Raw genomic sequence first — 22779 nt, 5'->3', positions numbered from 1 at the left:
GTCGTACACGGTGACCGTGCTGCCGGCCTTGCCCTTGCCGGTGATCTCCGGACGGGTGTCGTCGGTCACGCCGTTGGGCGCAATGTTGCCCTTGATCGCGCCCTGGTCGTCTACCAGCGCGCTGATCGACACTTCGACTTTCGAGGTGTCCAGCGACACGTTCACAGGCGCGCTCGGCGCGCTCGTGTTGCCGGCCGGATCGGTCACCACCGTCGTGAAGCTGTGCGAGCCATCAGCCAGGTCGGTGCTCGGCGTGAAGCTCCAGTTGCCGCTGCCGTCCACCGGCACCTCGCCGAGCTTGGCCCCGCCGTCGTACACCGTCACCGTGCTGCCAGGCTCGGCCTTGCCACTGAAGGTCGGACGGCTGTCATCGGTGGTATCTCCGTTGGACAGCGGACCCTGCTTGGCGCCCACGTCGTCCGTCACCACCAGGCCGCTGACCGGCTCCGGCGCCTTCGTGTCGACCACGAAGTTCCACACGCCCGTCGCATCGCTGGTCTGGCCCACCGGGTTGGTGGCCGTGGCCGTGATGTTGTGCGCACCGTCGGTCAGGTTCGTGCCCGGCGTGAAGCTCCACTTGCCGTTCGCATCGACCTGCGCCTGTCCGAGCAGCGTCGCGCCGTCGTACACCTTGATGGTGTTGCCCGCCGTGCCCGTGCCGAGGATGGTGGGCCGGGCATCGTCGGTGACTTCGCCCTTTTGCAGCATGTGCACGGCGCCCACGTCGTCCTGGATGTTCTCGATCACCGGCACCTCCGGGCGGCCCGTGTCGACCACGACCGTGTAGCCCGCGCTCGGGGCGGTCTTGTTGCCCGCAGGATCCATCTCGATGGCGGTGAACTCGTTCGAGCCCGACGCCAGCGGCGTCGTCACTTCCAGGCTCCAGTTGCCGTTGGCGTCCACGGTCGCACGGCCCAGGTCGTGGCTGCCGCTCGCGTCCTTCACCATCACGATGATGGTGTCGCCGGCCGTGCCCGTGCCATGAATCACCGGACGGCTGTCGTCGGTGGTCGCACCGCTGGCCACGTTGCCGGTGACCAGGCCCACGTCGTCTTCCACGCCCGTGATGGCGAGCTTGCTCGCATCCGGCGCGGTCAGATCGACGCTGAACTCGAACGGGTCCGAATGATCGCTGGCGTTCCCGGCCTTGTCGGTCTCGGTGATGGTGATCGAGTGCTGACCTTCGTCCAGGCCTTGCTCCGGCGTCAGCGACCAGTTGCCCTTGTCGTCGACCACCACGCTGCCGATCTCGACGCCGTTGTCGTAGACGGTGATCGTGCCGCCGGCTTCGCCGCGGCCGTTGAATTCAGGCTGCGCATCATCGGTGACGCCGCCCTTGGCGATCGGTCCGGTGACCTCGCCGACGTTGTCGATCACGCTCTTGAGGCCGTCGCCCAAGTCGGGCTTGGCCGGCGCGGTCGCATCCACGCTGAATTCGAACGGGTCTGACGGGTCGCTCTCATTGCCCGCCGGATCCGTGACCGTGATGCGGATGCTGTGGTCGCCGTCCTTGAGCTCCTGATCCGGGGTGATCGTCCAACTGCCGTCGCCATCCACCACGCCGCTGCCGATGGCAACCGGGCCGGCGGGCGTTTCGTCGTACAGGGTGATCGTGTCCCCGGGCGTACCCACGCCGGAGAACTCGGGTTTGCTGTCGTTGGTGGTGTCACCCGGCTTGACTGAACCGATGATCGCCGGCTGGTCGTCGTAGACGTCCTCCAGAGTCTGGCCCAGATCAGGCTTGTCAGGCTTGACCGTGTCCACTTCGATCACGAACTCGGTGCCCGGGCCGGTGTTGCCCGCCGGGTCGGTGGCGGTCACTTCGAGGACGTGATTGCCTTCGGTGAGCGGCGTGTCCGGCGTGAAGGTCCAGACGCCGGTGTCCGGATCGGTGTCGACGACGCCGATGACCTCGCCGTTGTCGGTGATGGTCACCTTGCTGCCTGGCTCCGCGGTGCCGCTGAGCGTCGGGGTGTCGTCGTTGGTGGATTGGCCGCTCGTGAGCGGACCCTCGACGGGAGCGACGTTGTCCACCACCGAGCCGATCTCGGGCGCCGCAGGCGCCTCGGTATCGACATGCACGGGCACGGTCACAGTCGCGCTGTTACCAGCCTCGTCGGTCTCGGTGACGAGGATCGAGCCCCCGCCATCGGGCAGCGGCTCGGCCGGTGCCGGGGCGGTCCAGGTGCCGTCCGGCTTGACCACCGTTTCGGTGACCTGGCCGTCCGGATAGGTGATGGTGATCCTGTCGCCGGGCTCGCCGGTGCCGCTCAGCGTTGGCTGGTCGGTGCTGGTCAGGCCGGATTCGTCCACCGCGCCATCGATCTTCGCGCTGGGAATCGAGGCCACGGTGTCGATGGCGAAGTCGAACGGGTCCGAACGATCGCTGACGTTGCCGGCCTTGTCGGTCTGAGTGATGGTGATGGAATGCGCGCCCTCCCCCAGATCGATGGGCGGCGTGAACTTCCAGTTGCCGCCGCCTTCGACGACAGCCTCGCCGATGACCTTGCCGTTGTCGTAGATGGTGATGGTGCCGCCGGGCTCGCCCTTGCCGGTGAACTCGGGACGGGTGTCATCGGTGACGCCGCCCTTGGCGATCGGTCCGGTGATCTCGCCGACGTTGTCGATCACGCTCTCGAGATTCTTGCCCAGTTCAGGCTTGGCGGGCTTGCCGGTGTCCACTTCGATCACGAACCCGGTGCCCGGGCCGGTGTTGCCCGCCGGGTCGGTAGCGGTCACTTCGAGGACGTGATTGCCTTCGGTGAGCGGCGTGTCCGGCGTGAAGGTCCAGGCGCCGGTGTCCGGATCGGTGTCGACGACGCCGATGACCTCGCCGTTGTCGGTGATGGTCACCTTGCTGCCCGGCTCGGCGGTGCCGCTGAGCGTCGGAGTGTCGTCGTTGGTGGATTGGCCGCTCGTGAGCGGACCCTCGACGGGAGCGACGTTGTCCACCACCGAGCCGATCTCGGGCGCCGCAGGCGCCTCGGTGTCGATGGACACCGGCACCAGCACCGTCTTGCTGTTGCCGGCCTCGTCGGTCTCGGTGACGAGGATCGAGCCACTGCCATCGGGCAGCGGCTCGGCCGGTGCCGGAGCGGTCCAGGTGCCGTCCGGCTTGACCACCGTTTCGGTGACCTGGCCGTCCGGGTAGGTGACGGTGATCCTGTCGCCGGGCTCGCCGGTGCCGCTCAGCGTTGGCTGGCTGGAGCCGGTCAGTCCGGATTCGTCCACCGCGCCATCGACCTTTGCACTGGGAATCGAGGCCACGGTGTCGACGCCGAAGTCGAACGGGTCGGAAGGCTCGCTCTCGTTCCCCGCCGGGTCGGTTTCGGTGATGGTGATGGCGTGTGGGCCCTCGCCCAGGTCGACGGGCGGCGTGAAGTGCCAGTTGCCTTGGTCGTCGACCGTGGCTTGGCCGATCTCACTACCGTTGTCGTAGATGGTGATGGTGTTGCCCGGCTCGCCCTTGCCGGTGAACTCGGGACGAGCGTCATCGGTGACCCCACCCTTGGCAATCGGTCCGGTGATGCTGCCGTAGTCATCGATGATGGGGCCGAGGCCTTCGCCAAGGCTTGGCTTCCCTGGCGGCGTGCGGTCCACGCCAAATTCCAACGGCTCCGACGGAGAGCTCGTGTTGCCCTCCGAGTCGGTTTCCGTCGTGGTGATCGAGTGAGGTCCCTCGGACAGGTCGACGTCGGGGGTGAACTGCCAGTTGCCGTCGCCGTCGACGACGGTCTTGCCGATGACCGTGCCGTTGTCGTAGATGGTGATGGTGTCGCCCGGGCTGCCGGTGCCGGTGATTTCCGGGCGTGGGTCGTCGGTGACGCCGTGGTTCTCGATCGGTCCTTGGATCGGCCCGAAGTGGTCGGTGGCGCCAGCCCGGCCCGGGGTCGGCACGGTCTTCGTCGGGGGCTCGGATTTTGCCGGCTCGATCCACAACGCCGATGACGAACCGCCGCCGCTCGTCGCCACGAGGCCACCGGCAGCCAGGCCACCCAACATCAGCAGCGGCCAGAAGACGCCACCGTCATCGTTGCCATCGGCGGGGACAGGGTCGCCCGCCAAAGCCACTGCAGACATCTCGCCGTCGGCCAGGGAGAAGATCTCGCCGCCATCGGTGCGACCGAAGCGATAGAGCTGGCCATCCTCGGCCTGGCCGTACAGGCCGGGCGGGTCGGGCAGGAGGAAGTAGCCCTCGAGAATCGCGGCCGGCTGGGTGTCGCCCTCGAGCGTCAGGTGCAGGTCGTTGCCGACGCGCGCGAGGGTGGCGTTCTCGGGCGCGGCCTCCCCATTCAATTTGAGAAGGTATTTGGAACCTGCCTGCGCCTTGATTCTGATGGGCGCCTCGGCATTCAAGGCCATCGCCTCGCTCGTATTTCTGCCGCCCTTATTGATCACCAAAGCCGTTTTCTTAGAAGCCATCGATTGCTCGCGAATAATTAAATTGATAAACCAAAATTCTTCGAAAGATCATTCCGATCGAATCGGAATTCATGGAATGACCCCACCCCATTGAAGCCGGGGGACTGTATCGAGCAACGAACCAAAAACGTATGAGAAAACTCCGAATCCCTCAGGCCTGCTGCCCAGATGCAGGTTTTTCGGGCCTCGTCAAAATGAATGCGTGAAATAGTTGACACACAAGGATCATTTGGCGCCGACCTGATCTGTGCAAAAAGCCTGCAAAAGAATTGCCGCTGATCTGTGGAACGCGAAAATTCGAGGGGGGTTCAGAAAGAAGATCCTGGGCGCGTCGCCGCGTGCGTCGGCGCGACCCAGGCGAGCGAGTTCGCGGCCGAACGCGCTTCGCCAGGCGGGGGTGCGGCCTCAGATCTCGAACTGCGGCTGCAATTCGCGAATGCGCTTCATCGCCACGCCGGCCGCGGCGGTGCGCGTCTCCACGCCAAGCTTGACGTAGACGCGCTCCAGGTGCTTCTTGGCGGTGGCCGGGCTGCTGCCCAGGATCTCGCCGATGTCCCTGTTGGTCTTGCCCTTGACGACCCAGTACAGCACCTCGGCCTCGCGCAGGGTGAGTTTCAGGCTCAGGCTCATGGCCTCGATCACTGCGGTGCCCGAGACCTCGCGCATGATGATGAGCCACTCGTCGCCGCCGTCGTCGTGGCCGGTCTGCTGGTGCAGGCGCAGGTTGAGACTGGCAGCTCCCTGTGCGATCGACAACACCGGCGGCTCGACCTGCCGCTCCAGCGCATCGGGCAGATGGCGCTGCAGCCACTCGATCACTGCCGGCGGCGTCGCCGGCGCGCTGGTGCCGCAATAGCGCAGCAGCAGTTCGCGCGCGAGCACGGTCTGCCAGATCAGCCGGCCCTCGGGCATCCGCACCGTGAAGCTCGCATAGCCGAAGGCATCGAGCGCATTGCGCGCCTGGCCGGCCTGCCGCGCATCCTGCCGCGCACGGCGCGCGCCCTGCAGATGCACGTTCATGCGCGCGAGCACTTCCTTGGGCTTGATCGGCTTGGTGACATAGTCGACGCCGCCGGCCTCCAGCGCGGCGACAAGGTGCTCGGTCTCGGTGAGGCCGGTCATGAAGACGATCGGGATGTGTGCGGTCGCTGCATCGGCCTTGAGCCGGCGCGCGACTTCGAAGCCGTCGATGCCCGGCATCATCGCGTCGAGCAGGACGATGTCGGGCTTGGCCTGCGCGGCGCGCTGCAAGGCCTGCTCGCCGCTGGTGGCGACGAGGACGGTGTAGCCGGATTCGTCGAGCGCATCGTGCAGCACCGCGAGGTTGTCGGGCACGTCATCGACGATGAGCACGAGATCGGTGCTGCCGTCGCCTTCGCGGAGCGACTGCACGAGCGGCGGGGTGGACGGGGTCGAATTCACGCCGCACCTGCCGCCGCATTCAACGCGCGGGTCATGGCTTCGAATTGGAACCGGCGGGCCAATCCGCGCTGGACGGAAGTCCACGCCGTGCATTCAGGCTGCGCTGCGTCGATGTCATCGAGCTGGTTCATGATTCCACGAAAGTAGCCGAGGCTCACCGCCTCCTCGAGCGCGCGAAGGCGCTCCGGCGTAGGGACGGCGGTGCGCGGCGCCTGGGGCGCGGGGGCGGGTGGCGCTGCGGCGGCGTCGGTCCACTGCAGGGCCAGTCGGCGCTCGAGCCAGTCGAGCAGCTCGCTGTGCCGCACCGGCTTGACGAAGAAGTCCTCGGGTGAGATGCCGACGTCGTTCTCCAGCCGCTTGTCGAAGGCATTGGCCGAGACGATCGCCACCGCGGCGTCGGCGAGCCCGAGCGCGCGCGAGCGGCGGATGGTTTCCCATCCGTCGATGCCCGGCATCGCCAGGTCGACGAACATCGCATCGGGGCGCCAGCCTGCCGCGATCAGGTCGAGCGCATCGTGGCCGCTCGCAGCGGTGCGCAGCTCGAAGCCGAGCGGCGCGAGCACATGCACCAGCAGGTCGCGATCGGCCTCCTCGTTGTCGACCACGAGCAGGCGCCGGCGCTTGCCTTCGTAGCCCCTGCGCGCGCGAGGCGCTCGCGCGCGGCGCGCACTCGCCACGGGCGCTTCGTGCACATGCGGCAGGAACAGGCGCACGCGGAAGACCGAGCCCACGCCCAGGGTGCTCTGCACGCTCATCTCGCCGCCCATGAGATCGATCAGCATCTTCGCGATCGTGAGGCCGAGCCCCGCACCCGACGCCGCGCCCACCGCGGTCGATCCGCGTGCAAAGGGCTCGAAGATGCGGCCCAGCTCCTCGGGCGACATGCCCGTGCCGGTGTCCTCGATCTCGATCGCGGCGAATTCGCGCGCATAGCGCACGCGCAGCGTGACTTCGCCGGCCGCGGTGAACTTGATCGCATTGCCGAGCAGGTTGATGAGGATCTGCCGCACGCGCTTCTCGTCGGCGCGCACCACCTCCGGCAAGGTGCCGGTCGGCTCGAACCGGAACGCCAAACCCTTTTCGAGCGCCTGCAGCTCGAACATGTCCGCCAGCTCGCGCATGACTTCGGCGAACTGCATCGGCTTCGCGACGAGCGTGAGCTTGCCGGCCTCGATGTGCGCGATGTCGAGCGTGCCCTCGATCAGCGACAGCAGGTGCTCGCCGCCGCGCTTGATGACTGCGACCGCCTGCCGCCGATGCGGCGGCACCGCGCTGTCCTCGCCCATCAGCTGCGCATAGCCGAGGATGCTGTTGAGCGGCGTGCGAAGCTCGTGGCTGATCGCGCTGATGTAGCGGCTCTTGGCCTGGTTGGCCTGGTCGGCGGTGCGCTTAGCTTCCTGCAGCGCGCGATCGGTCTCGCGGTGCAGTTCGATCTCGCGCATCAGCAGATGGGTCTGGCGATTGGATTCTTCCTGCGCCACCTTGCGGCTCTGGTGCGCGAGCACCAGCCACCACGCGATGATGCCGGCGATCAGCAGCAGCGCCATGTAGGCCTTGAGGAAGCCGGAGCGCAGCGCGGCGGGCTGCATGTCGAGCATCGCGCTCTCCGTCAGCGCGCCTTCGGCCAGCGCTCGCAGCTCCTGCTGGTAAAGCACGCCGAACACCGCGGCGAGCAGCGGCACGAGGATCAGCATGAGCAGCAGGAAGTGCCCGAGCCCTGTGTCGAGATAGGGCCACACGCGGCGCGGCAGCAACCAGCGCAGCGCGCCGGACCACTGCGCCGAAAGGCTCGCCTGCGGCTTGCACAGGTCGCCGCAGCGCGCATCGAGCGTGCAGCACAGCGAGCAGATCGGGCCCTGGTAGGCCGGGCAGTGCGCCATGTCCGGGCCTTCGTAGTCGCGCTCGCAGATGGCACAGCGCTGCACGGCGAGCCGCTGGTAGCTGCCGGCATCGTTCTCGACGCGCGCCCAGTGCACGGCGTCCACGGCGGGCCGCGCGATGTAGTACTTGCCGCGCGTCGCCCATGCGATGACGGGCGAAGCCACGAAGGCGGTGCCCAGCGCGATCAATGCCGAGAACGCCTGCGCGAGCGGCCCGAACACGCCGAGATGCGCGGTGATCGACACCACCGACGCCAGCGCCATCGCGCCGACGCCGACCGGATTGATGTCCCACAGATGTGCGCGCTTGAACTCGATGCCCGGCGGCGACAGTCCGAGCGGCTTGTTGATCACGAGGTCGGCCACCACCGCCATCATCCAGGCAATGGCGATGTTCGCGTAGAGACCGAGCACGTCGCCGAGCGCCTCGAACACGTTCATCTCCATCAGCATGAAGGCGATGAGCGCGTTGAACACCACCCACACGACGCGCCCGGGGTGGCTGTGCGTGACGCGCGAGAAGAAGTTGCTCCACGCGAGCGAGCCCGCGTAGGCATTGGTGACGTTGATCTTGAGCTGCGAGATCACGACGAACACCGCGGTCGCGATCACCGCCCAGCCGTAGTTCGGGAAGACGTACTCGTAGGCGGCGAGGTACATCTGGTTCGGATCGATCGCGCGCTCGGGCGGCACCATGTGGCTGATCGCGAGGTAGGCGAGCAGCGCGCCGCCGAGCATCTTGAGCACGCCGAGCACCACCCAGCCCGGTCCGCCGGCCAGCACGCCGGCCCACCAGCGCGCGCGGTTCGCCGGCGTGCAGGCCGGCATGAAGCGCAGGTAGTCCGCCTGCTCGCCCATCTGCGTGATGAGCGCAATGCCGACGGTGAGAGCGGCACCGAAGAGGTGCAGGTCGAACCCGATCGAGGACGACTTCACGCCAACATAGTGCGCAATGCCGGAGAACGCACCAGGATCGCGCGCCAGCACATAGCCGAAGGGCACCACCAGCATCAGCAGCCAGATGGGCTGTGTCCAGACCTGAAGGCGGCTGATGGCCGAGATGCCGTGCGTCACCAGCGGGATGACAACCAGCGCGCAGATGAGGTAGCCCCACACCGGCGGGATGCCGAGCGCCAGCTCCAGCGCATAGGCCATCACCGCCGCTTCGAGCGCGAAGAAGATGAAGGTGAAGCAGGCGTAGATCAGCGAGGTCAGCGTCGAACCGATGTAGCCGAAGCCCGCGCCGCGCGTGAGCAGGTCCATGTCCACGCCGTAGCGCGCCGCGTAGACGCTGATCGGCAGGCCCGCCAGGAAGATGATGAGCCCGGTGACGAGGATGGACCAGAAGGCGTTGACGAAGCCGTACTGCACCAGCAGCGTGGCGCCGACCGCTTCGAGGATCAGGAAGGACGCCGCGCCGCCGAAGGCGGTGCTCGCCACGCGCCATTCGGGCATGCGGCGAAAGCGCTGCGGGGTGAATCGCAGCGCGTAGTCCTCGAGCGTTTCCCGGGCGACCCATTTGTTGTAGTCGCGTCTCACCTTGACGATGCGCTGCGGCGCGTCGTCGCTCGGGGCGTGGGGAACGGCGGTCGGGTGCACGGGGAAACGGTGCAACAGTCGTGCCACGGCACGACTGTTGCAAAGCGATGGGCCTGCCCATAATGGCCGCGCAGAAAAAAGCGCGAAGGCCCGCCCATGGAACTGACACCCAGAGAAAAAGACAAGCTCCTCATCTTCACCGCCGCACTGCTGGCCGAGCGGCGCCGCGCGCGCGGCCTCAAGCTCAACTATCCGGAAGCGGTGGCCATGATTTCCGCCGCGGTCATGGAAGGCGCGCGCGACGGCAAGAGCGTGGCCGCGCTCATGAGCGAAGGCCGCGCGGTGCTGACCCGCGCCGACGTCATGGAGGGGGTGCCGGAGATGATCCCGGACATCCAGGTCGAAGCCACATTTCCCGACGGGACCAAGCTGGTCACCGTGCACCAGCCGATTGTCTGAAGCGCCCTGAACAACAAAAAAGGACCCTCATCCATGCGTTCATTCCATCGCTCATCCGCCCTCGCCTTCCTCATCGCCCTGCCGCTGGCTGCCAGCGCGCACACGGGTGTCGACGGCGGAATCCATCACGGCTTCGCGACCGGCTTTTTTCATCCGCTGACCGGCGCGGATCATCTGGCGGCGATGGTGGCCGTCGGACTCTGGAGTGCATTGACGGCGCGCCGCGCGTGGCCCGACCTGCTGTGGGCGCCCACGGGATTCGCCGTGATGCTGCTGGCCGGCGCGCTGGCCGGACTGGCGAGCATCCACCTGCCGGCCGTGGAGCCGATGATCGCCGCGTCGCTGCTCGTGCTCGGGCTGCTGGTCGTCACGCAGCGGCGCCTGCCCGCGCTTGCGGCCGCGTCGCTGGTGGGTGTGTTCGCGGTTTTCCACGGCGTGGCACACGGACAGGAACTCGCCAGCGAGTCCGGCGCAGCGCTGACCCTGGCCGGCATGCTGGCCGCGACCGTGCTGCTGCATGTGGTGGGCATTGCCGCCGGCTGGTCGCTACGCCACGGCCATCGCTGGGCGCCTCGACTGGCAGGTGCGGGCGTGGCCGCCTTTGGCGTCGCGCTGCTCGGCGGTCTGGCCTGAGGCGGTTCCGATGATTCCCGGCGAACTCATCACCGACGAAGGCGACCACGTCCTGAACCCCGGCCGCCGCACGATCACGTTGGTCGTGCAGAACACCGCGGACCGCCCGATCCAGGTCGGCTCGCACTACCACTTCGCCGAGACCAACGGCGCTTTGGGCTTCGACCGCGAAGCCGCGCGCGGCATGCGGCTGAACATCGCATCGGGAACCGCGGTGCGTTTCGAGCCCGGCCAGCAGCGCACCGTCGAGTTGGTCGATTTCGCCGGCGACCGCGTGGTCTACGGATTCCGCGGACTCGTTCAAGGGAAGCTCTGATGGCAACGATTGGAAGGCGTGCCTACGCCGAAATCTTCGGCCCCACGGTGGGCGACCGCATTCGCCTCGCCGACACCGACCTCGTGATCGAGGTCGAGGAGGACTACACCCTGCACGCCGGCGGCTACGGCGAAGAGGTCAAGTTCGGCGGCGGCAAGACCATCCGCGACGGCATGGCGCAAGGCCAGCGCACGCGCGCCGAAGGCACGGTCGACACCGTGATGACCAACGCGCTGATCCTCGACCACTGGGGCATCGTGAAGGCCGACATCGGCCTGAAGGACGGCCGCATCGTCGCCATCGGCAAGGCCGGCAATCCGGACGTGCAGCCCGGCGTGGACATCGTCATCGGCGCCGGCACCGAGGTGATCAGCTGCGAAGGCAACATCGTCACCGCCGGCGGCATCGACAGCCACATCCACTTCATCTGCCCGCAGCAGATCGAGGAGGCGCTGGCCTCGGGCGTGACGACCATGCTGGGCGGCGGCACCGGGCCCGCCACCGGCACCTTCGCGACCACCGCGACGCCGGGCCCGTGGCACATCGAGCGCATGCTGCAGGCCGCCGATGCCTTTCCGATGAACCTCGGCTTTCTCGGCAAGGGCAACGCGAGCCTGCCCGCTTCGCTGCACGAGCAGGTCGACGCGGGCGTGATCGGCCTCAAGCTGCACGAGGACTGGGGCACCACGCCGGCCGCGATCAGCAACTGCCTGGACGTGGCCGATGCGACCGACACGCAGGTGGCGATCCACAGCGACACGCTCAATGAATCGGGCTTCGTCGAGAACACCATCGCGGCGGTGAAGGGCCGCGCGATCTGCGCCTTTCATACCGAGGGTGCGGGCGGCGGGCATGCGCCGGACATCCTGCGGGTGGTGGGCGAGGCGAACTTCCTGCCCTCCTCCACCAACCCGACGATGCCCTACACGGTGAACACGCTCGACGAGCACGTCGACATGCTCATGGTGTGCCATCACCTCGACGCGGGCATCGCCGAAGACCTCGCCTTCGCCGAAAGCCGCATCCGCAAGGAGACCATCGCGGCCGAGGACATCCTGCACGACATGGGTGCGATCAGCATGTTCAGCTCCGACAGCCAGGCCATGGGCCGCGTCGGCGAGGTGATCATTCGCTGCTGGCAGACCGCCCACAAGATGAAGGCGCAGCGCGGCAAGCTGCCCGAGGACGCTGAGCGCAACGACAACTTCCGCGCCAAGCGCTACGTGGCCAAGTACACGATCAACCCGGCGATCTCGCACGGCATCTCGCACGAAGTAGGCAGCATCGAAGTCGGCAAATGGGCCGACCTCGTGGTCTGGAAGCCCGCCTTCTTCGGCGTGAAGCCGTTCGCGATCCTCAAGGGCGGCACCATCGCGATGGCGGCGATGGGCGATCCGAACGCATCGATCCCGACGCCCCAGCCGGTGCACTACCGGCCGATGTTCGGCGCCTTCGGTGGATCGCTCGCGAAGAGTTCGCTGACCTTCGTCTCGCAAGCGGGACTTGCAGCGGGCATCGGACAGCGCTATGGGCTCGCGAAGCAACTGAGCGCGGTGAAGAACATCCGCGGGGTGCGCAAGCAGCACATGGTGCACAACGCGTACACGCCGAAGATGGAGGTGGACCCGCAGACCTACGCCGTGCGCGCGGACGGGCAGTTGCTGACCTGCGATCCGGCGGTTTCCCTGCCGATGACGCAGCGCTACTTCCTGTTCTAGCCCTCTCTGCGGGTGCGGATGGCGCGCGGATCGACAATCCGCCTCATCCGACACTTTTCTCCTGCCATGCTCACAGCCAACAAACTCATGCCCCAGGGCGGCGGCCTCGCGCCTGTCCTGCTCAAGCGCGCCGCCACCGTCGAACTCGACTGGGACGTGCGCCAGAAGAGCCGCTTCGACATCACCGATTCGCAAGGCCGCCAGATCGGCGTCTTCCTGCCGCGCGGCACCGCGGTGCGCGGCGGCGACGTGCTGATCGCGGAAGACGGCTCGCTGATCCGTGTGATCGCGGCGCCGCAGCCGGTCCTCGTCATCACGCACTGCACGGAACACGGCACGCCGTTCGATCTGACGCGCGCCGCCTATCACCTCGGCAACCGGCACGTGCCGATCGAGCTGAAGCCCGATCACCTGAAGATCGAGCCGGATCACGTGCTGGCGGGAATGCTGCGGTCGATGCATCTCATCGTGCGCGAAGGCGAAGAGGCCTTCGAGCCGGAAGGCGGCGCGTACGGGGCGCACGGTGCGAGCCACGGCCATTCGCACGGAACCGCGCCCGTGGGGCCGGTGCTGCATCCCGATGCCTATTCCGGCACGCATGCGCATCACGACCACGACCACGATCACGGGCACGAACACCGCGGCCACGGCCATTCGCACTGATGGACCACGCGCCGGCTGCCCTCTCCGCCGCAAGCCTGCTGCAACTGATCTGGCTGGCGTCGCCGGCGCTTCCCGTCGGCGGGTTCTCCTATTCCGAGGGGCTGGAGGCGGGCATCGAATGGGCCGGGATCGGCAACGAGAAGCAGGCGGCCGACTGGCTGGCCGACCAACTGCACCTGAGCCTCGCGCGAGCGGATCTCGCGATCGTGGCGCAGGCGGTCCCGGCGTGGCGCAGCGGCGATCTGTCGCGCATCGGCACGCTCAACGACTGGGTCTTCCAGACCCGCGAGTCGTCCGAGTTCCTGTTGCAGACCCAGCAGATGGGCCGCTCCTTCGTCGAATGGCTGAAGCTGCACCACGACGACGCCGCGCAGGTCTTCGACAAGCTGCCCGCGAGCTACCCCGTCGCCTTCGCGTTCGCTGCCAGCCGCACCGACGCCAGCGCGCACGACGCCTGCCTCGCCTTCGCCTTCGGCTGGGCCGAGAACATGACTGCCGCGGCGGTCAAGGCGGTCCCGCTCGGCCAGAGCGCCGGGCAGCGCATGCTGGCGCGGCTCGCATCGGAAATCCCTATGGCCGTCCGGCATGCGCTCCAACTCTCGGATGACGACCGGCAGGCCTTTTCGCCCATGCTGGCGGTGCTCTCGTCACGGCACGAATCCCAATACTCGCGACTCTTCAGAAGCTAAGACCATGAACCCCCACGCTCCTCACTTCGTGTACTCGCTGCCCCCCGAGGGGACGCATGCCTCGCTAGAGGCGGCTCGTCGCGAGGCATAACCCATGTCCTCCGCCCTTCACCACATTCCCCATCGCACCAAGAAACTGCCGCCGCTGCGCGTCGGCATCGGGGGCCCGGTCGGTTCGGGCAAGACGACGCTGCTGGAAATGCTCTGCAAGGCGATGCGCGACAAGTACGACCTCGTCGCGATCACCAACGACATCTACACCAAGGAGGACCAGCGCCTGCTGACCGTCGCCGGGGCCCTGCCGGCCGAACGCATCATGGGCGTGGAGACCGGCGGCTGTCCGCACACCGCGATCCGCGAGGACGCATCGATCAATCTCGAAGCCATCGACCGGATGCTGGCCCAGTTTCCCGACGCCGACGTGGTGTTCGTCGAGTCGGGAGGCGACAACCTCGCCGCGACCTTCAGCCCCGAGCTGTCGGACCTCACGATCTACGTCATCGACGTCGCCGCCGGCGAGAAGATCCCGCGCAAGGGCGGGCCCGGCATCACCAAGAGCGATCTTTTCGTGATCAACAAGACCGATCTCGCGCCCCACGTCGGTGCGGATCTCGGCGTGATGGAAGCCGACACGAAACGCATGCGCAAGCAGCGCCCCTTCGTCATGACCAATCTCAAGACGCTGTCCGGCCTCGCCGATGTGGTCGCCTTCATCGAGGACCGCGGCATGCTCACCGCGCACTGAAACATGTTGGCCGGGCGGACCGTGAAATGGTCCGCAACTTGCTGAGGGGTTATAGGACAAAGGACCTATTTTCGACGTTGCAGTTACGTCAGACACTCTTTGAAACGAGTCAGCAGTCGAGATCCATCATGGCTTCCGAAGCAATCTTCCTCCCCGCGGCCGCCAGCGTTCAGTTCGCCATCTACCCGGATGGCTACGACGGTGCGCGCATCATTGCGCGTATCGACGAGGAGGCGCTCCACAAGCGCTTCCATGCTCCGCAGGGCCAGGAAAAGCTCGTGCAGGCCTACGCGCAGAACTCCGACTCGATCGATGCGCTCGCGATGGAGCGCTACCGCGCCAATCCGAACGAAGCCATCTGCCTGCACAGCGCCGATTTCTGACGCCGCCCCGCACCATCGGGGGACGGTGCGCACCATGACTTGACCTTGTAGTCACTTCAGGGTTTCCAATGCGGACATGGCAAGAAGCTCCCCGGAAACACCTGTCGGCAGCCTGCACGGCGCCCATGGCGCACATGACCACTGCTGCGCCGCCGACCACGCACCCGAAGCCGCCGCCCCGATCGGGCCCGTCGCGGACAACACCTTTCACATTCCCACCATGGATTGCAGCGCGGAAGAATCCGACATCCGCCGCGCGGTCGAGCCTATCGACGGCATCCGCGGGCTGCACTTCCAACTCGGCCAGCGCACGCTCCGGATCGACGGCACCCCGGGCGCCGTGACGCTGGCGCTCGATGCGATCCGGAAGGCCGGCTATGCGCCCTCGCCCCTGGGCGCGCCGTCGACGCACACCGGCGGCGAAAACACGCATGCGCACGATCACGAACAGGCCGGCGGCTATCGGCGCCTCGCTGCCGCGCTCGCGCTGGCATTCGCGGCCGAAGGCGTCGCCTACTTCGCGCCCGACGCCACGGCTTGGAAAGTCTTGGGCATGGCGATCGCCGCCATCGCGATCGGACTCGCCGGCCTCGAAACCTACGTCAAGGGCCTGAACGCACTGCGGCAGGCCCGGCTCAACATCAACGCGCTGATGTCGGTGGCGGTGACGGGCGCATTCGTCATTGGCCAATGGCCAGAAGCGGCAATGGTGATGGCGCTGTATGCGATCGCCGAGCTGATCGAGGCGCGCTCGGTGGACCGTGCGCGCAATGCGATCAAGGCACTGGTCGATCTCGCGCCGAGCGATGCCGAGGTGCGGCAGGCGGATGGCACCTGGCTGCGCATGCCGGCCACGGCCGTCGCGATCGGTGCCATCGCGCGCGTGAAGCCCGGGGAGCGGCTCGCGCTCGACGGCATCGTGGTGCGAGGCAGCAGCAGCATCGACCAGTCGCCCGTCACCGGCGAAAGCATCCCGGTCGACAAGGAACCCGGCGATGCCGTCTTCGCGGGCACGGTCAACGGGCACGGCGAGATCGAGTTCCGCGTGACGGCTGCGGCCAGCGACACCACGCTCGCACGCATCATCCACGCCGTCGAGGAGGCGCAGGGCTCGCGCGCCCCGACGCAACGCTTCGTGGACCGCTTCGCGGCCGTCTACACGCCGGTGGTCTTCGCGTTGGCCGTTGCGGTTGCGGTCCTTCCGCCGCTGTTTCTCGGCTGGGCATGGCTGGCGTCGATCTACAAGGCGCTGGTGCTGCTGGTCATCGCCTGCCCCTGCGCACTGGTGATCTCGACGCCGGTGACGATCGTCAGCGGCCTCGCGGCCGCCGCGCGGCGGGGCATCCTGATCAAGGGCGGCACGTACCTCGAAGATGCGCGGCTCATCAAGGCGGTCGCGCTGGACAAGACCGGCACCCTCACCGAAGGCGCGCCGAAGCTCGTGGCATTCAGCGCGTGGGGCGGCATGCAGGCAGACGAAGTCACCGTCTCCCGGCTCGCGAAATCGCTGGCCGCGAGGTCGGACCATCCAGTCTCGAAAGCCATTGCGCAGGGGCTGGACGTCGATGTCGTCGAGGTCGATGGCTTCGCCGCGCTGCCCGGCCGCGGAGTCGCCGGCACGGTGGGCGCGGAGGCGCTGGTTCTGGGCAACCACCGGCTCATCAGGGAACGCGGCCAATCGGATGCGAGGCTCGAGGCGGAACTCGCCACGCACGAAGCGCTCGGCCGCACCGTGACGCTGCTGGCGAGCGAACGCGGCGTGCTCGGCGTCTTCGCGATCGCCGACACGCTCCGGTCGGATGCGGCGAATGCCATCGCGCAGCTCCGGGCGCTGGGCGTCACGCCCGTCATGCTGTCCGGCGACAACCAGGCCACCGCGCAGGCCGTGGCGCGCGACGCCGGCATCACCGATGCGCGAGGCGGGCTGCTGCCGCAGGACAAGCTCGATGTGATCCGCGAGATGCGCACGCGCTACGGCGCCACGGCGATGGCCGGCGACGGCATCAACGACGCGCCCGCGCTGGCGCAGGCCGACATCGGATTCGCCATGGGCGCGGCCGGCACCGATACCGCCATGGAAGCGGCCGACGTGGTGATCATGAACGACCGCCTCGGCCGCATCGCGGAGACGATCAGGCTGTCGCGCCGCACGCATGCGGTGCTCTGGCAGAACATCAGCCTCGCGCTCGCGATCAAGGTGGTGTTCTTCGTGCTGGCGGTGTTCGGCAGCGCGACGATGTGGATGGCCGTGTTCGCGGACATGGGCGCGAGCCTGCTGGTGGTCGGCAACGGCCTGCGACTGCTGCGCGGCGTTGCGCGCTGAAAAAGAAAACGGCCCCGAAGGGCCGTTGTCGTCGCGTGCAGCCCCAGGGCTGCGGCGAATTATTTCTTCGCCTTCTTGGCGGGTGCTGCCTTCTTGGCCGCGGGCTTGGCCGCAGCCTTCTCGGCCTTGCGCTTGGCGGCCTTCGGGTCGATCGCAGCCTTGAACGCTGCGCCCGGCACGAACTTCGGCACCTTCTGCGCTGCGATCTTGATCTTGGCGCCGGCTTGCGGGTTGAAGCCGGTACGAGCGGCGCGGGCCACTTGCTTGAAGGTGCCGAAGCCGATGAGCTGAACCGGGTCACCCTTCTTCACTGCGGCAATGATGGAACCCGTCACCGTTTCCAGGATGCGGGCGGCTTCTGCCTTGCTGACGTTGTGGGCGGTTGCGATCTTTTCGACCAGTTCGATACGGTTCACGAGAATTTCCTTTGATTGAATAACGCCATGTTGCCGATGGCGGCGCAGCATTCGAGACAAGCTGCAAGCGGCGCGGAGTATAGGGCAGCGCGAATGCGGCCCTTCCGGACTACCTCTCCGAGGTCTTCCTGGAGGACCTCGAAGCATGGTCCGCCATGAAGGAATACTGCGCGGCGACGTCGCCGGTGCGGCCGGTGCGCATCTGGGCTGCGGTCACGCGATCGGCGCCGGTTCCGGGGGACGACGAACGCAGCGTGTCGCCGGTGAATGCCGCGCCGCAGGGCCGGTCCGACAGGACAGTCTGTCCCTTGTCATCCTTGCAGCGGTGGATCTCGGCCGAGGCGGAAACGCTCGTGATGCCGATCGCCATCACGAGCGCGGCCTGGAAAACGTGCAGAACCTTGGATGGCATGTATCGCGCCTTCTGAGTTGTTACGACATGTTAACGACATCGTTCAACCCGCCCGCGGATTCTTCGTTATGGTCACGCGCTTCGTGAAAAAGGCCGCACGCGGCGGCCTTCGAGGCGTCAAGATCGATCTAGCCAGACGGCCGTTGCGGCCAGGGAGTCGGCTGCGAAGGCCCCGGCGGCCGCCTTCGGTCGTTCACGATTGGAACCCGTCCGCGCACCGAATGCTGGAGGTAGCGGGAGTCCACCCAGCCTTGATGGCGCCGCGCTGCGATGTCGCACCAGCGCCAGCCGGGCATGCAACTGTTCACCCGCAACTGCGTGCGCGCCGGAAGGACCGTGACGACGCGGAACGAAGTCCCCGGCCCGGCGCGCACGTTGAGCGCCCGCGTGGTCGCCGTCGTGAACGCCATTGCACACAGCGGCAGCAGCAGCGATGCGGCGACGAACACCGGCCGGACGAAGACTCGCGGCATGGGCACCCTCGCCAGGGGCAGTTACTTCTTCGGCTCAACCGGCATCTCGTTGCGACGGATCTTGCCTCCGCCTTGCACGCTGCCGTGCATCGTGGTGTTGCCGGCACCGGTCACACGTTTCTCGCAAGCCGTGCGCGCGTGGCCGGCGGGCTGGCGCTGGCAACGCTTCAGCGCGTTTTCGTCGTAGCCGCCCGGGCTGTTCAGACGGCCTTGTCGCTTGGCCTCTTGCGCTGCCGCCGCTTCGCGGTAGCAGGCGGTCCGGTCGACGCGCGGATCTTCGCAAGTGACGGTGGCCTGAGCGAAGGCACTTGCCGCCACCATCACCGCACCCCCTGCGATCAAAGCCCTGGATGCGATGTGATAGATGGATTTCACGGGCTTCTCCTTGCGAGTTGAGAAGGCGCGGAGTTTGGCTCCGTCCACAAGGTTTGCCAAGTCTTTCGTTTGGGGGAGGCGGGCCCAATGACGGCGAGTTGCTCAAGGACTTTTGCAAACGGAAGGCGTGTCTCGCCTTCCGTTCATGTCTTCAGACTTTCGTCTTCAAGGGCATAGGTTCTCTCTGCATGGCGCACCGCCGCAGGTGTCCACCACCTTGCCCACGCTCCCGTGGAAAGCGTTGTCCGATGAACCGTCATCTCAAAGGTAGGAATTCGAGAGACCGCCGGTTCGGCTTCCGCCTCTACTTCTTCTGGGACGAAGAAGGTCAAGTGGTTGTAGTGGGCTGGCTGCCTTCGCACCTCGATAACCGGGCGAGCTAGCAATACCAACTCACACCGAAACACCGCCGTCGCACCGCCGGCGAATGGGCAAAAGGATGGGGCCGCGTGTCGATCGGCCCGAGCCACCCTGAGAGACGCCGATCGCTGGCGGAGAGTGTGAGATTCGAACTCACGGACGATTGCTCGTCGGCAGTTTTCAAGACTGCTGGTTTAAACCACTCACCCAACTCTCCTGGACTGCCCTTGCGTTGCATACGAGCAGGAGCGGGATTTTAGTCGCTGCGCTGCGGGCTTCTCGGCGCCCAGCCTTGCAGGACCATGTCGGCAATGCCCTCGGCCCAGACGCGGCGCTCTTCGGGCCCGGCCAGCGGCTTGGAAATGAAGAAGCGAACGCCGCCGAAAGCCAGCGTCGACAGCTGCACCGCGGCAAGTTCGGGCTGGGGCACGTGCAGTGTTCCCGCGCGATGAGCCTCGGCGAGGTACTCGACCACCGGCGCGAGCACATAGCTGTTTTCGGCATAGAGCGACTTGGCGAGTTCGGGAAAACGGACTGCCTCGGCGATCACGAGGCGCAACAGCGCAAGCGTCTTCGGCTCGGTGGCGCTCAGGTACATGCGCTCGATGAGGTCGAGCAGCACCTGCCGCTGGTCCTGACCGTGCTGCACCAGCGTGGACTGCATGGTCTCGCGGGCCCCCGTCACGGCGCGGTGCACCACCTCGCGGAACAGGGCTTCCTTGTTGTCGAACTGACGATAGATCGTGATCTTGGCGACGCCGGCCTCCCGGGCGATCGCCTCGATGCTGGTGGCCGCGTAGCCCTTTTCCAAGAAGGATTCGAGCGCTGCCGCAAGGAAGGATTCGCGCAGCGCGATCGCCTGCTCCGGGCTGGGTCTTCCGCGTGACCGGCGCTTGACCTCAGGAGATTCGATGTTGTTGTCCATGGCAGTGTCCCTTCTTATGTGTCCGGCAGAAAGATCGCCTGAAGATCGCTCAGGAAATCGAATCCGCGCGTCGTCGGCCAAACGCGCGCCAGGTCGCGCCCGATCAACCCTTTGCGCTCGGCCTCCTCCAGGCCGCGCTGGATGGCCGTGATGGCCATCCCCGTCCGCTCCCCGAACTGCGCAAGCGTAAACCCTTCCCTCAGCCGCAGCGCATTGAGCATGAACTCGAACGGCAGTGCGGCAATGCCGACATCGTCGCTCTGCGCGACGGCATGGCCCGCGAGCGCCTTGTCCATGTAGAGCCCGGGCTCGCGGAAACGCACCTGCCGCACCACGCGATGCGCAAAGCTGAGCTTGCCGTGCGCACCGGCGCCGATACCAAGATAGTCCCCGAACTGCCAATAGTTCAAATTGTGCGCGCACTGGTGGCCGGCGCGTGCATAGGCGGAGATCTCGTAGCGCCCGAGGCCTGCCGCCAAGGTGCGCTCGGTGATCCGGTCGAGCATCGCGTAGGCGGCATCGTCTTCGGGCACTTTGGGCGGGTACTTGGCAAAGTAGGTGTTCGGCTCGATCGTCAGGTGGTAGACCGACAGGTGCGGCGGCGCCAGCGCAAGCGCCTGAGAAAGGTCGGCGTCGAGTTGCTCCAGCGTCTGGCCCGGCAACGCGTACATCAGGTCGAGGTTGAAGGTGTCGAATGTGGCCGCGGCCTCTTCCACTGCCGCGATGGCCTGGGCGCGATCGTGAACGCGCCCGAGCGCCTTCAGATGGTCATCGTTGAAGGACTGCACCCCCACCGACAGCCGGGTCACGCCCGCCGCACGGTAGGCGCGGAAACGGTCGCGCTCGAAGGTGCCCGGATTGGCCTCGAGCGTGATCTCGCAATCGGGCGCGAGCTTGAGCCGCGCGCGCAGATCGCCGATCAGCCGGTCGATGGCGGCGGGCGAGAACAGGCTCGGCGTGCCACCGCCGATGAAAATGGTGTGGACCGTTCGGCCCCAGACCAGCGGCAGCGCCGCATCCAGGTCGGCCACCAGCGCATCCAGGTAGCGCTGCTCGGGCAGCTCGCCCGCATCGTTTCGCCACTCGTGGGAATTGAAGTCGCAGTAGGGGCACTTGCGAAGGCACCACGGAAGATGGACGTACAGCGACAGCGGCGGCAGCGCCGACAGCTGGAGCGGGCCCGGTCGCATCTGGTGCAGCGCATCGTTCGCGCCGGCAGCGCCGTCGGGCGCGCTGTCGCGGTTGGCAACGATCGGGATGATCTCGCTCACGACCAGCGCTCGCGCATCAGCGCCAGCATCGCACGCGCCGCCTGTCCGCGATGGCTGTTCGCGTTCTTCACGTCGGCGGAGAGCTGGGCGAAGGTCTTGCCGAACTGCGGCAGGAACATCACCGGATCGAAGCCGAAGCCGTTGTCGCCCACCGGCTCCTTCGCAATCAGGCCTGCCACCCGTCCGACGGCGATCAGCGGCTCGGGGTCGTCCGCGCCGCGCAGCGCGACCAGCGTGCTGACCAGCGCAGCGCGGCGGTCGGACTGGCCAGCCAGTTGTTCAAGCAACGCGCGCACGTTGTTCGCGTCGCCCTTCTCGTAGCCGAACTTCGTCGCATAGAACGCGGTGTCCACGCCCGGCAGGCCGCCGAAGGCTTCCACGCAAAGGCCGGCATCGTCCGCGATGGCGGGCAGGCCGGTGTGCGCGGACGCATGGCGCGCCTTGGCCAGCGCGTTCTCGACGAAGGTGCGGAAGGGCTCCTCGGCCTCGCCGACACCGAGCTCCGACTGGCGAACCAGAGTCACGTCGAGCGGCGCGAACAAGGCCTGCAATTCAGCGAGCTTGCCGGCGTTGTTGGATGCGAGGACCAGTTTCATCACGGCTTCCGTGTCGGGGGCCTTCAGCCTGCGAGCGCCTGGGTCTGCAGGCCGATCAGCTCGGTGATGCCCTTCTCGGCCAGCGCGAGCAGCTGGTTCATCTCCTCTCGGGAGAAGGCGGCGCCCTCGGCGGTGCCCTGTACTTCCACGAAGTGGCCGGCGCCGGTCATCACCACGTTCATGTCGGTGTCGCAGGCCGAATCCTCGGTGTATTCGAGGTCGAGCAGCGGCGTGCCCTGCACGATGCCGACCGAAATGGCCGCCACATGGCCGCGGATCGGCGAGGCGGCGATCCGGCCTTCGTCGAGCAGCTTGTTGACCGCGTCCTGCGCCGCCACGAAGGCCCCGGTGATCGCCGCGGTGCGGGTGCCGCCATCGGCCTGGAGCACGTCGCAGTCGAGGTGGATGGTGCGCTCGCCGAGCGCGGCCAGGTCGAAGACCGCGCGCATCGAGCGGCCGATGAGACGCTGGATCTCCTGCGTCCGGCCGCTCTGCTTGCCGCGTGCGGCTTCGCGGTCGCTGCGGGTGTGCGTGGCGCGCGGGAGCATGCCGTACTCGGCCGTGACCCAGCCCTCACCGCTGCCGCGCTTGTGCGGCGGCACCTTCTCTTCGACCGAGGCGGTGCAGAGCACGCGCGTCTGGCCGAACTCGATCAGCACCGAACCTTCGGCATGGATGGTGAAGCCACGGGTGATGCGAACCGGGCGCAGCTGGTCTGCGGCACGGGCGCCGCTTCGTACGAAATCAGTCATGGTGATG

Annotated in this window: 20 protein-coding genes and 1 tRNA gene; 9 read left to right on the top strand and 12 right to left on the bottom strand. The window is 67.0% G+C overall.

Annotated features, from left to right (window positions below):
- The 3 genes from WKW77_RS29265 to WKW77_RS29255 all read right to left on the bottom strand — a co-directional run.
- A partial coding sequence (locus WKW77_RS29265) for an Ig-like domain-containing protein (RefSeq protein ID WP_340360399.1) occupies positions 1–4362 on the bottom strand: 4362 nt, incomplete at its 3' end.
- Positions 4363–4827: 465 nt separating this feature from the next.
- The gene (locus WKW77_RS29260; RefSeq protein WP_340360398.1) at positions 4828–5844 is read right to left on the bottom strand and encodes a response regulator; all 1017 of its coding nucleotides are present in this window, start codon (positions 5842–5844) and stop codon (positions 4828–4830) included.
- Positions 5841–9338, bottom strand: a complete 3498-nt coding sequence (locus WKW77_RS29255; RefSeq protein WP_340360409.1) for a hybrid sensor histidine kinase/response regulator — start codon at positions 9336–9338, stop codon at positions 5841–5843. The genes WKW77_RS29260 and WKW77_RS29255 overlap by 4 nt, the downstream gene beginning before the upstream one ends.
- An 81-nt stretch (positions 9339–9419) precedes the next feature.
- On the opposite strand from WKW77_RS29255, the gene WKW77_RS29250 reads away from it, so the two are divergent.
- The 9 genes from WKW77_RS29250 (at position 9420) to WKW77_RS29210 (ending at position 17192) form a co-directional block, all read left to right on the top strand.
- Positions 9420–9722, top strand: a complete 303-nt coding sequence (locus WKW77_RS29250) for an urease subunit gamma (RefSeq protein ID WP_340360397.1) — start codon at positions 9420–9422, stop codon at positions 9720–9722.
- A 33-nt stretch (positions 9723–9755) separates the two neighbouring features.
- Complete coding sequence (locus WKW77_RS29245) at positions 9756–10355, top strand: HupE/UreJ family protein (protein WP_340360396.1); 600 nt, start codon at positions 9756–9758, stop codon at positions 10353–10355.
- A gap of 10 nt (positions 10356–10365) precedes the next feature.
- Positions 10366–10671: an urease subunit beta gene (locus WKW77_RS29240; RefSeq protein WP_088958853.1), complete on the top strand. Its 306-nt coding sequence runs from the start codon at positions 10366–10368 to the stop codon at positions 10669–10671.
- The gene (gene ureC, locus WKW77_RS29235; RefSeq protein ID WP_340360395.1) at positions 10671–12389 is read left to right on the top strand and encodes an urease subunit alpha; all 1719 of its coding nucleotides are present in this window, start codon (positions 10671–10673) and stop codon (positions 12387–12389) included. Before WKW77_RS29240 ends, ureC begins: the two co-directional genes overlap by 1 nt.
- Before the next feature lie 66 nt (positions 12390–12455).
- Positions 12456–13052, top strand: a complete 597-nt coding sequence (gene ureE, locus WKW77_RS29230) for an urease accessory protein UreE (protein WP_340360394.1) — start codon at positions 12456–12458, stop codon at positions 13050–13052.
- Entirely contained in the window at positions 13052–13741 is a 690-nt protein-coding gene (locus WKW77_RS29225) for an urease accessory protein UreF (protein WP_340360393.1), read from the top strand. Before ureE ends, WKW77_RS29225 begins: the two co-directional genes overlap by 1 nt.
- Before the next feature lie 94 nt (positions 13742–13835).
- Positions 13836–14486: an urease accessory protein UreG gene (gene ureG / locus WKW77_RS29220; RefSeq protein ID WP_093162991.1), complete on the top strand. Its 651-nt coding sequence runs from the start codon at positions 13836–13838 to the stop codon at positions 14484–14486.
- A 128-nt stretch (positions 14487–14614) separates the two neighbouring features.
- On the top strand, positions 14615–14869 hold the full coding sequence (locus WKW77_RS29215; protein ID WP_340360392.1) for a DUF1488 family protein: 255 nt from the start codon (positions 14615–14617) through the stop codon (positions 14867–14869).
- A gap of 76 nt (positions 14870–14945) precedes the next feature.
- Positions 14946–17192, top strand: a complete 2247-nt coding sequence (locus WKW77_RS29210) for a heavy metal translocating P-type ATPase (RefSeq protein WP_422823289.1) — start codon at positions 14946–14948, stop codon at positions 17190–17192.
- A gap of 59 nt (positions 17193–17251) precedes the next feature.
- On the opposite strand, the gene WKW77_RS29205 is transcribed toward WKW77_RS29210, so the two are convergent.
- From WKW77_RS29205 to rph, 9 genes are all read right to left on the bottom strand, one after another.
- The gene (locus WKW77_RS29205; protein WP_340360407.1) at positions 17252–17608 is read right to left on the bottom strand and encodes an HU family DNA-binding protein; all 357 of its coding nucleotides are present in this window, start codon (positions 17606–17608) and stop codon (positions 17252–17254) included.
- 109 nt (positions 17609–17717) lie between these two features.
- On the bottom strand, positions 17718–18020 hold the full coding sequence (locus WKW77_RS29200; RefSeq protein WP_340360391.1) for a DUF4124 domain-containing protein: 303 nt from the start codon (positions 18018–18020) through the stop codon (positions 17718–17720).
- 128 nt (positions 18021–18148) lie between these two features.
- Positions 18149–18493, bottom strand: coding sequence for an SH3 domain-containing protein (locus WKW77_RS29195; protein ID WP_340360390.1), 345 nt, complete (start codon positions 18491–18493; stop codon positions 18149–18151).
- Between the two features lie 21 nt (positions 18494–18514).
- Entirely contained in the window at positions 18515–18868 is a 354-nt protein-coding gene (locus WKW77_RS29190; RefSeq protein WP_340360389.1) for a hypothetical protein, read from the bottom strand.
- A 489-nt stretch (positions 18869–19357) separates the two neighbouring features.
- A tRNA-Ser gene (locus WKW77_RS29185) sits at positions 19358–19445 on the bottom strand.
- 39 nt (positions 19446–19484) lie between these two features.
- Complete coding sequence (locus tag WKW77_RS29180) at positions 19485–20153, bottom strand: TetR/AcrR family transcriptional regulator (RefSeq protein WP_340360388.1); 669 nt, start codon at positions 20151–20153, stop codon at positions 19485–19487.
- Between the two features lie 14 nt (positions 20154–20167).
- The gene (hemW, locus tag WKW77_RS29175; protein WP_340360387.1) at positions 20168–21424 is read right to left on the bottom strand and encodes a radical SAM family heme chaperone HemW; all 1257 of its coding nucleotides are present in this window, start codon (positions 21422–21424) and stop codon (positions 20168–20170) included.
- The gene (gene rdgB / locus WKW77_RS29170; RefSeq protein WP_340360386.1) at positions 21421–22020 is read right to left on the bottom strand and encodes an RdgB/HAM1 family non-canonical purine NTP pyrophosphatase; all 600 of its coding nucleotides are present in this window, start codon (positions 22018–22020) and stop codon (positions 21421–21423) included. Before rdgB ends, hemW begins: the two co-directional genes overlap by 4 nt.
- A 23-nt stretch (positions 22021–22043) precedes the next feature.
- Positions 22044–22772, bottom strand: a complete 729-nt coding sequence (gene rph, locus WKW77_RS29165; RefSeq protein WP_340360385.1) for a ribonuclease PH — start codon at positions 22770–22772, stop codon at positions 22044–22046.
- Positions 22773–22779 lie beyond the last annotated feature (7 nt).

The sequence above is a fragment of the Variovorax ureilyticus genome (genome assembly GCF_037889935.1).
GTDB classification, from domain to species: Bacteria; Pseudomonadota; Gammaproteobacteria; order Burkholderiales; family Burkholderiaceae_C; genus Variovorax; species Variovorax ureilyticus.
This window is presented reverse-complemented; position numbering and strand designations above follow the sequence as displayed.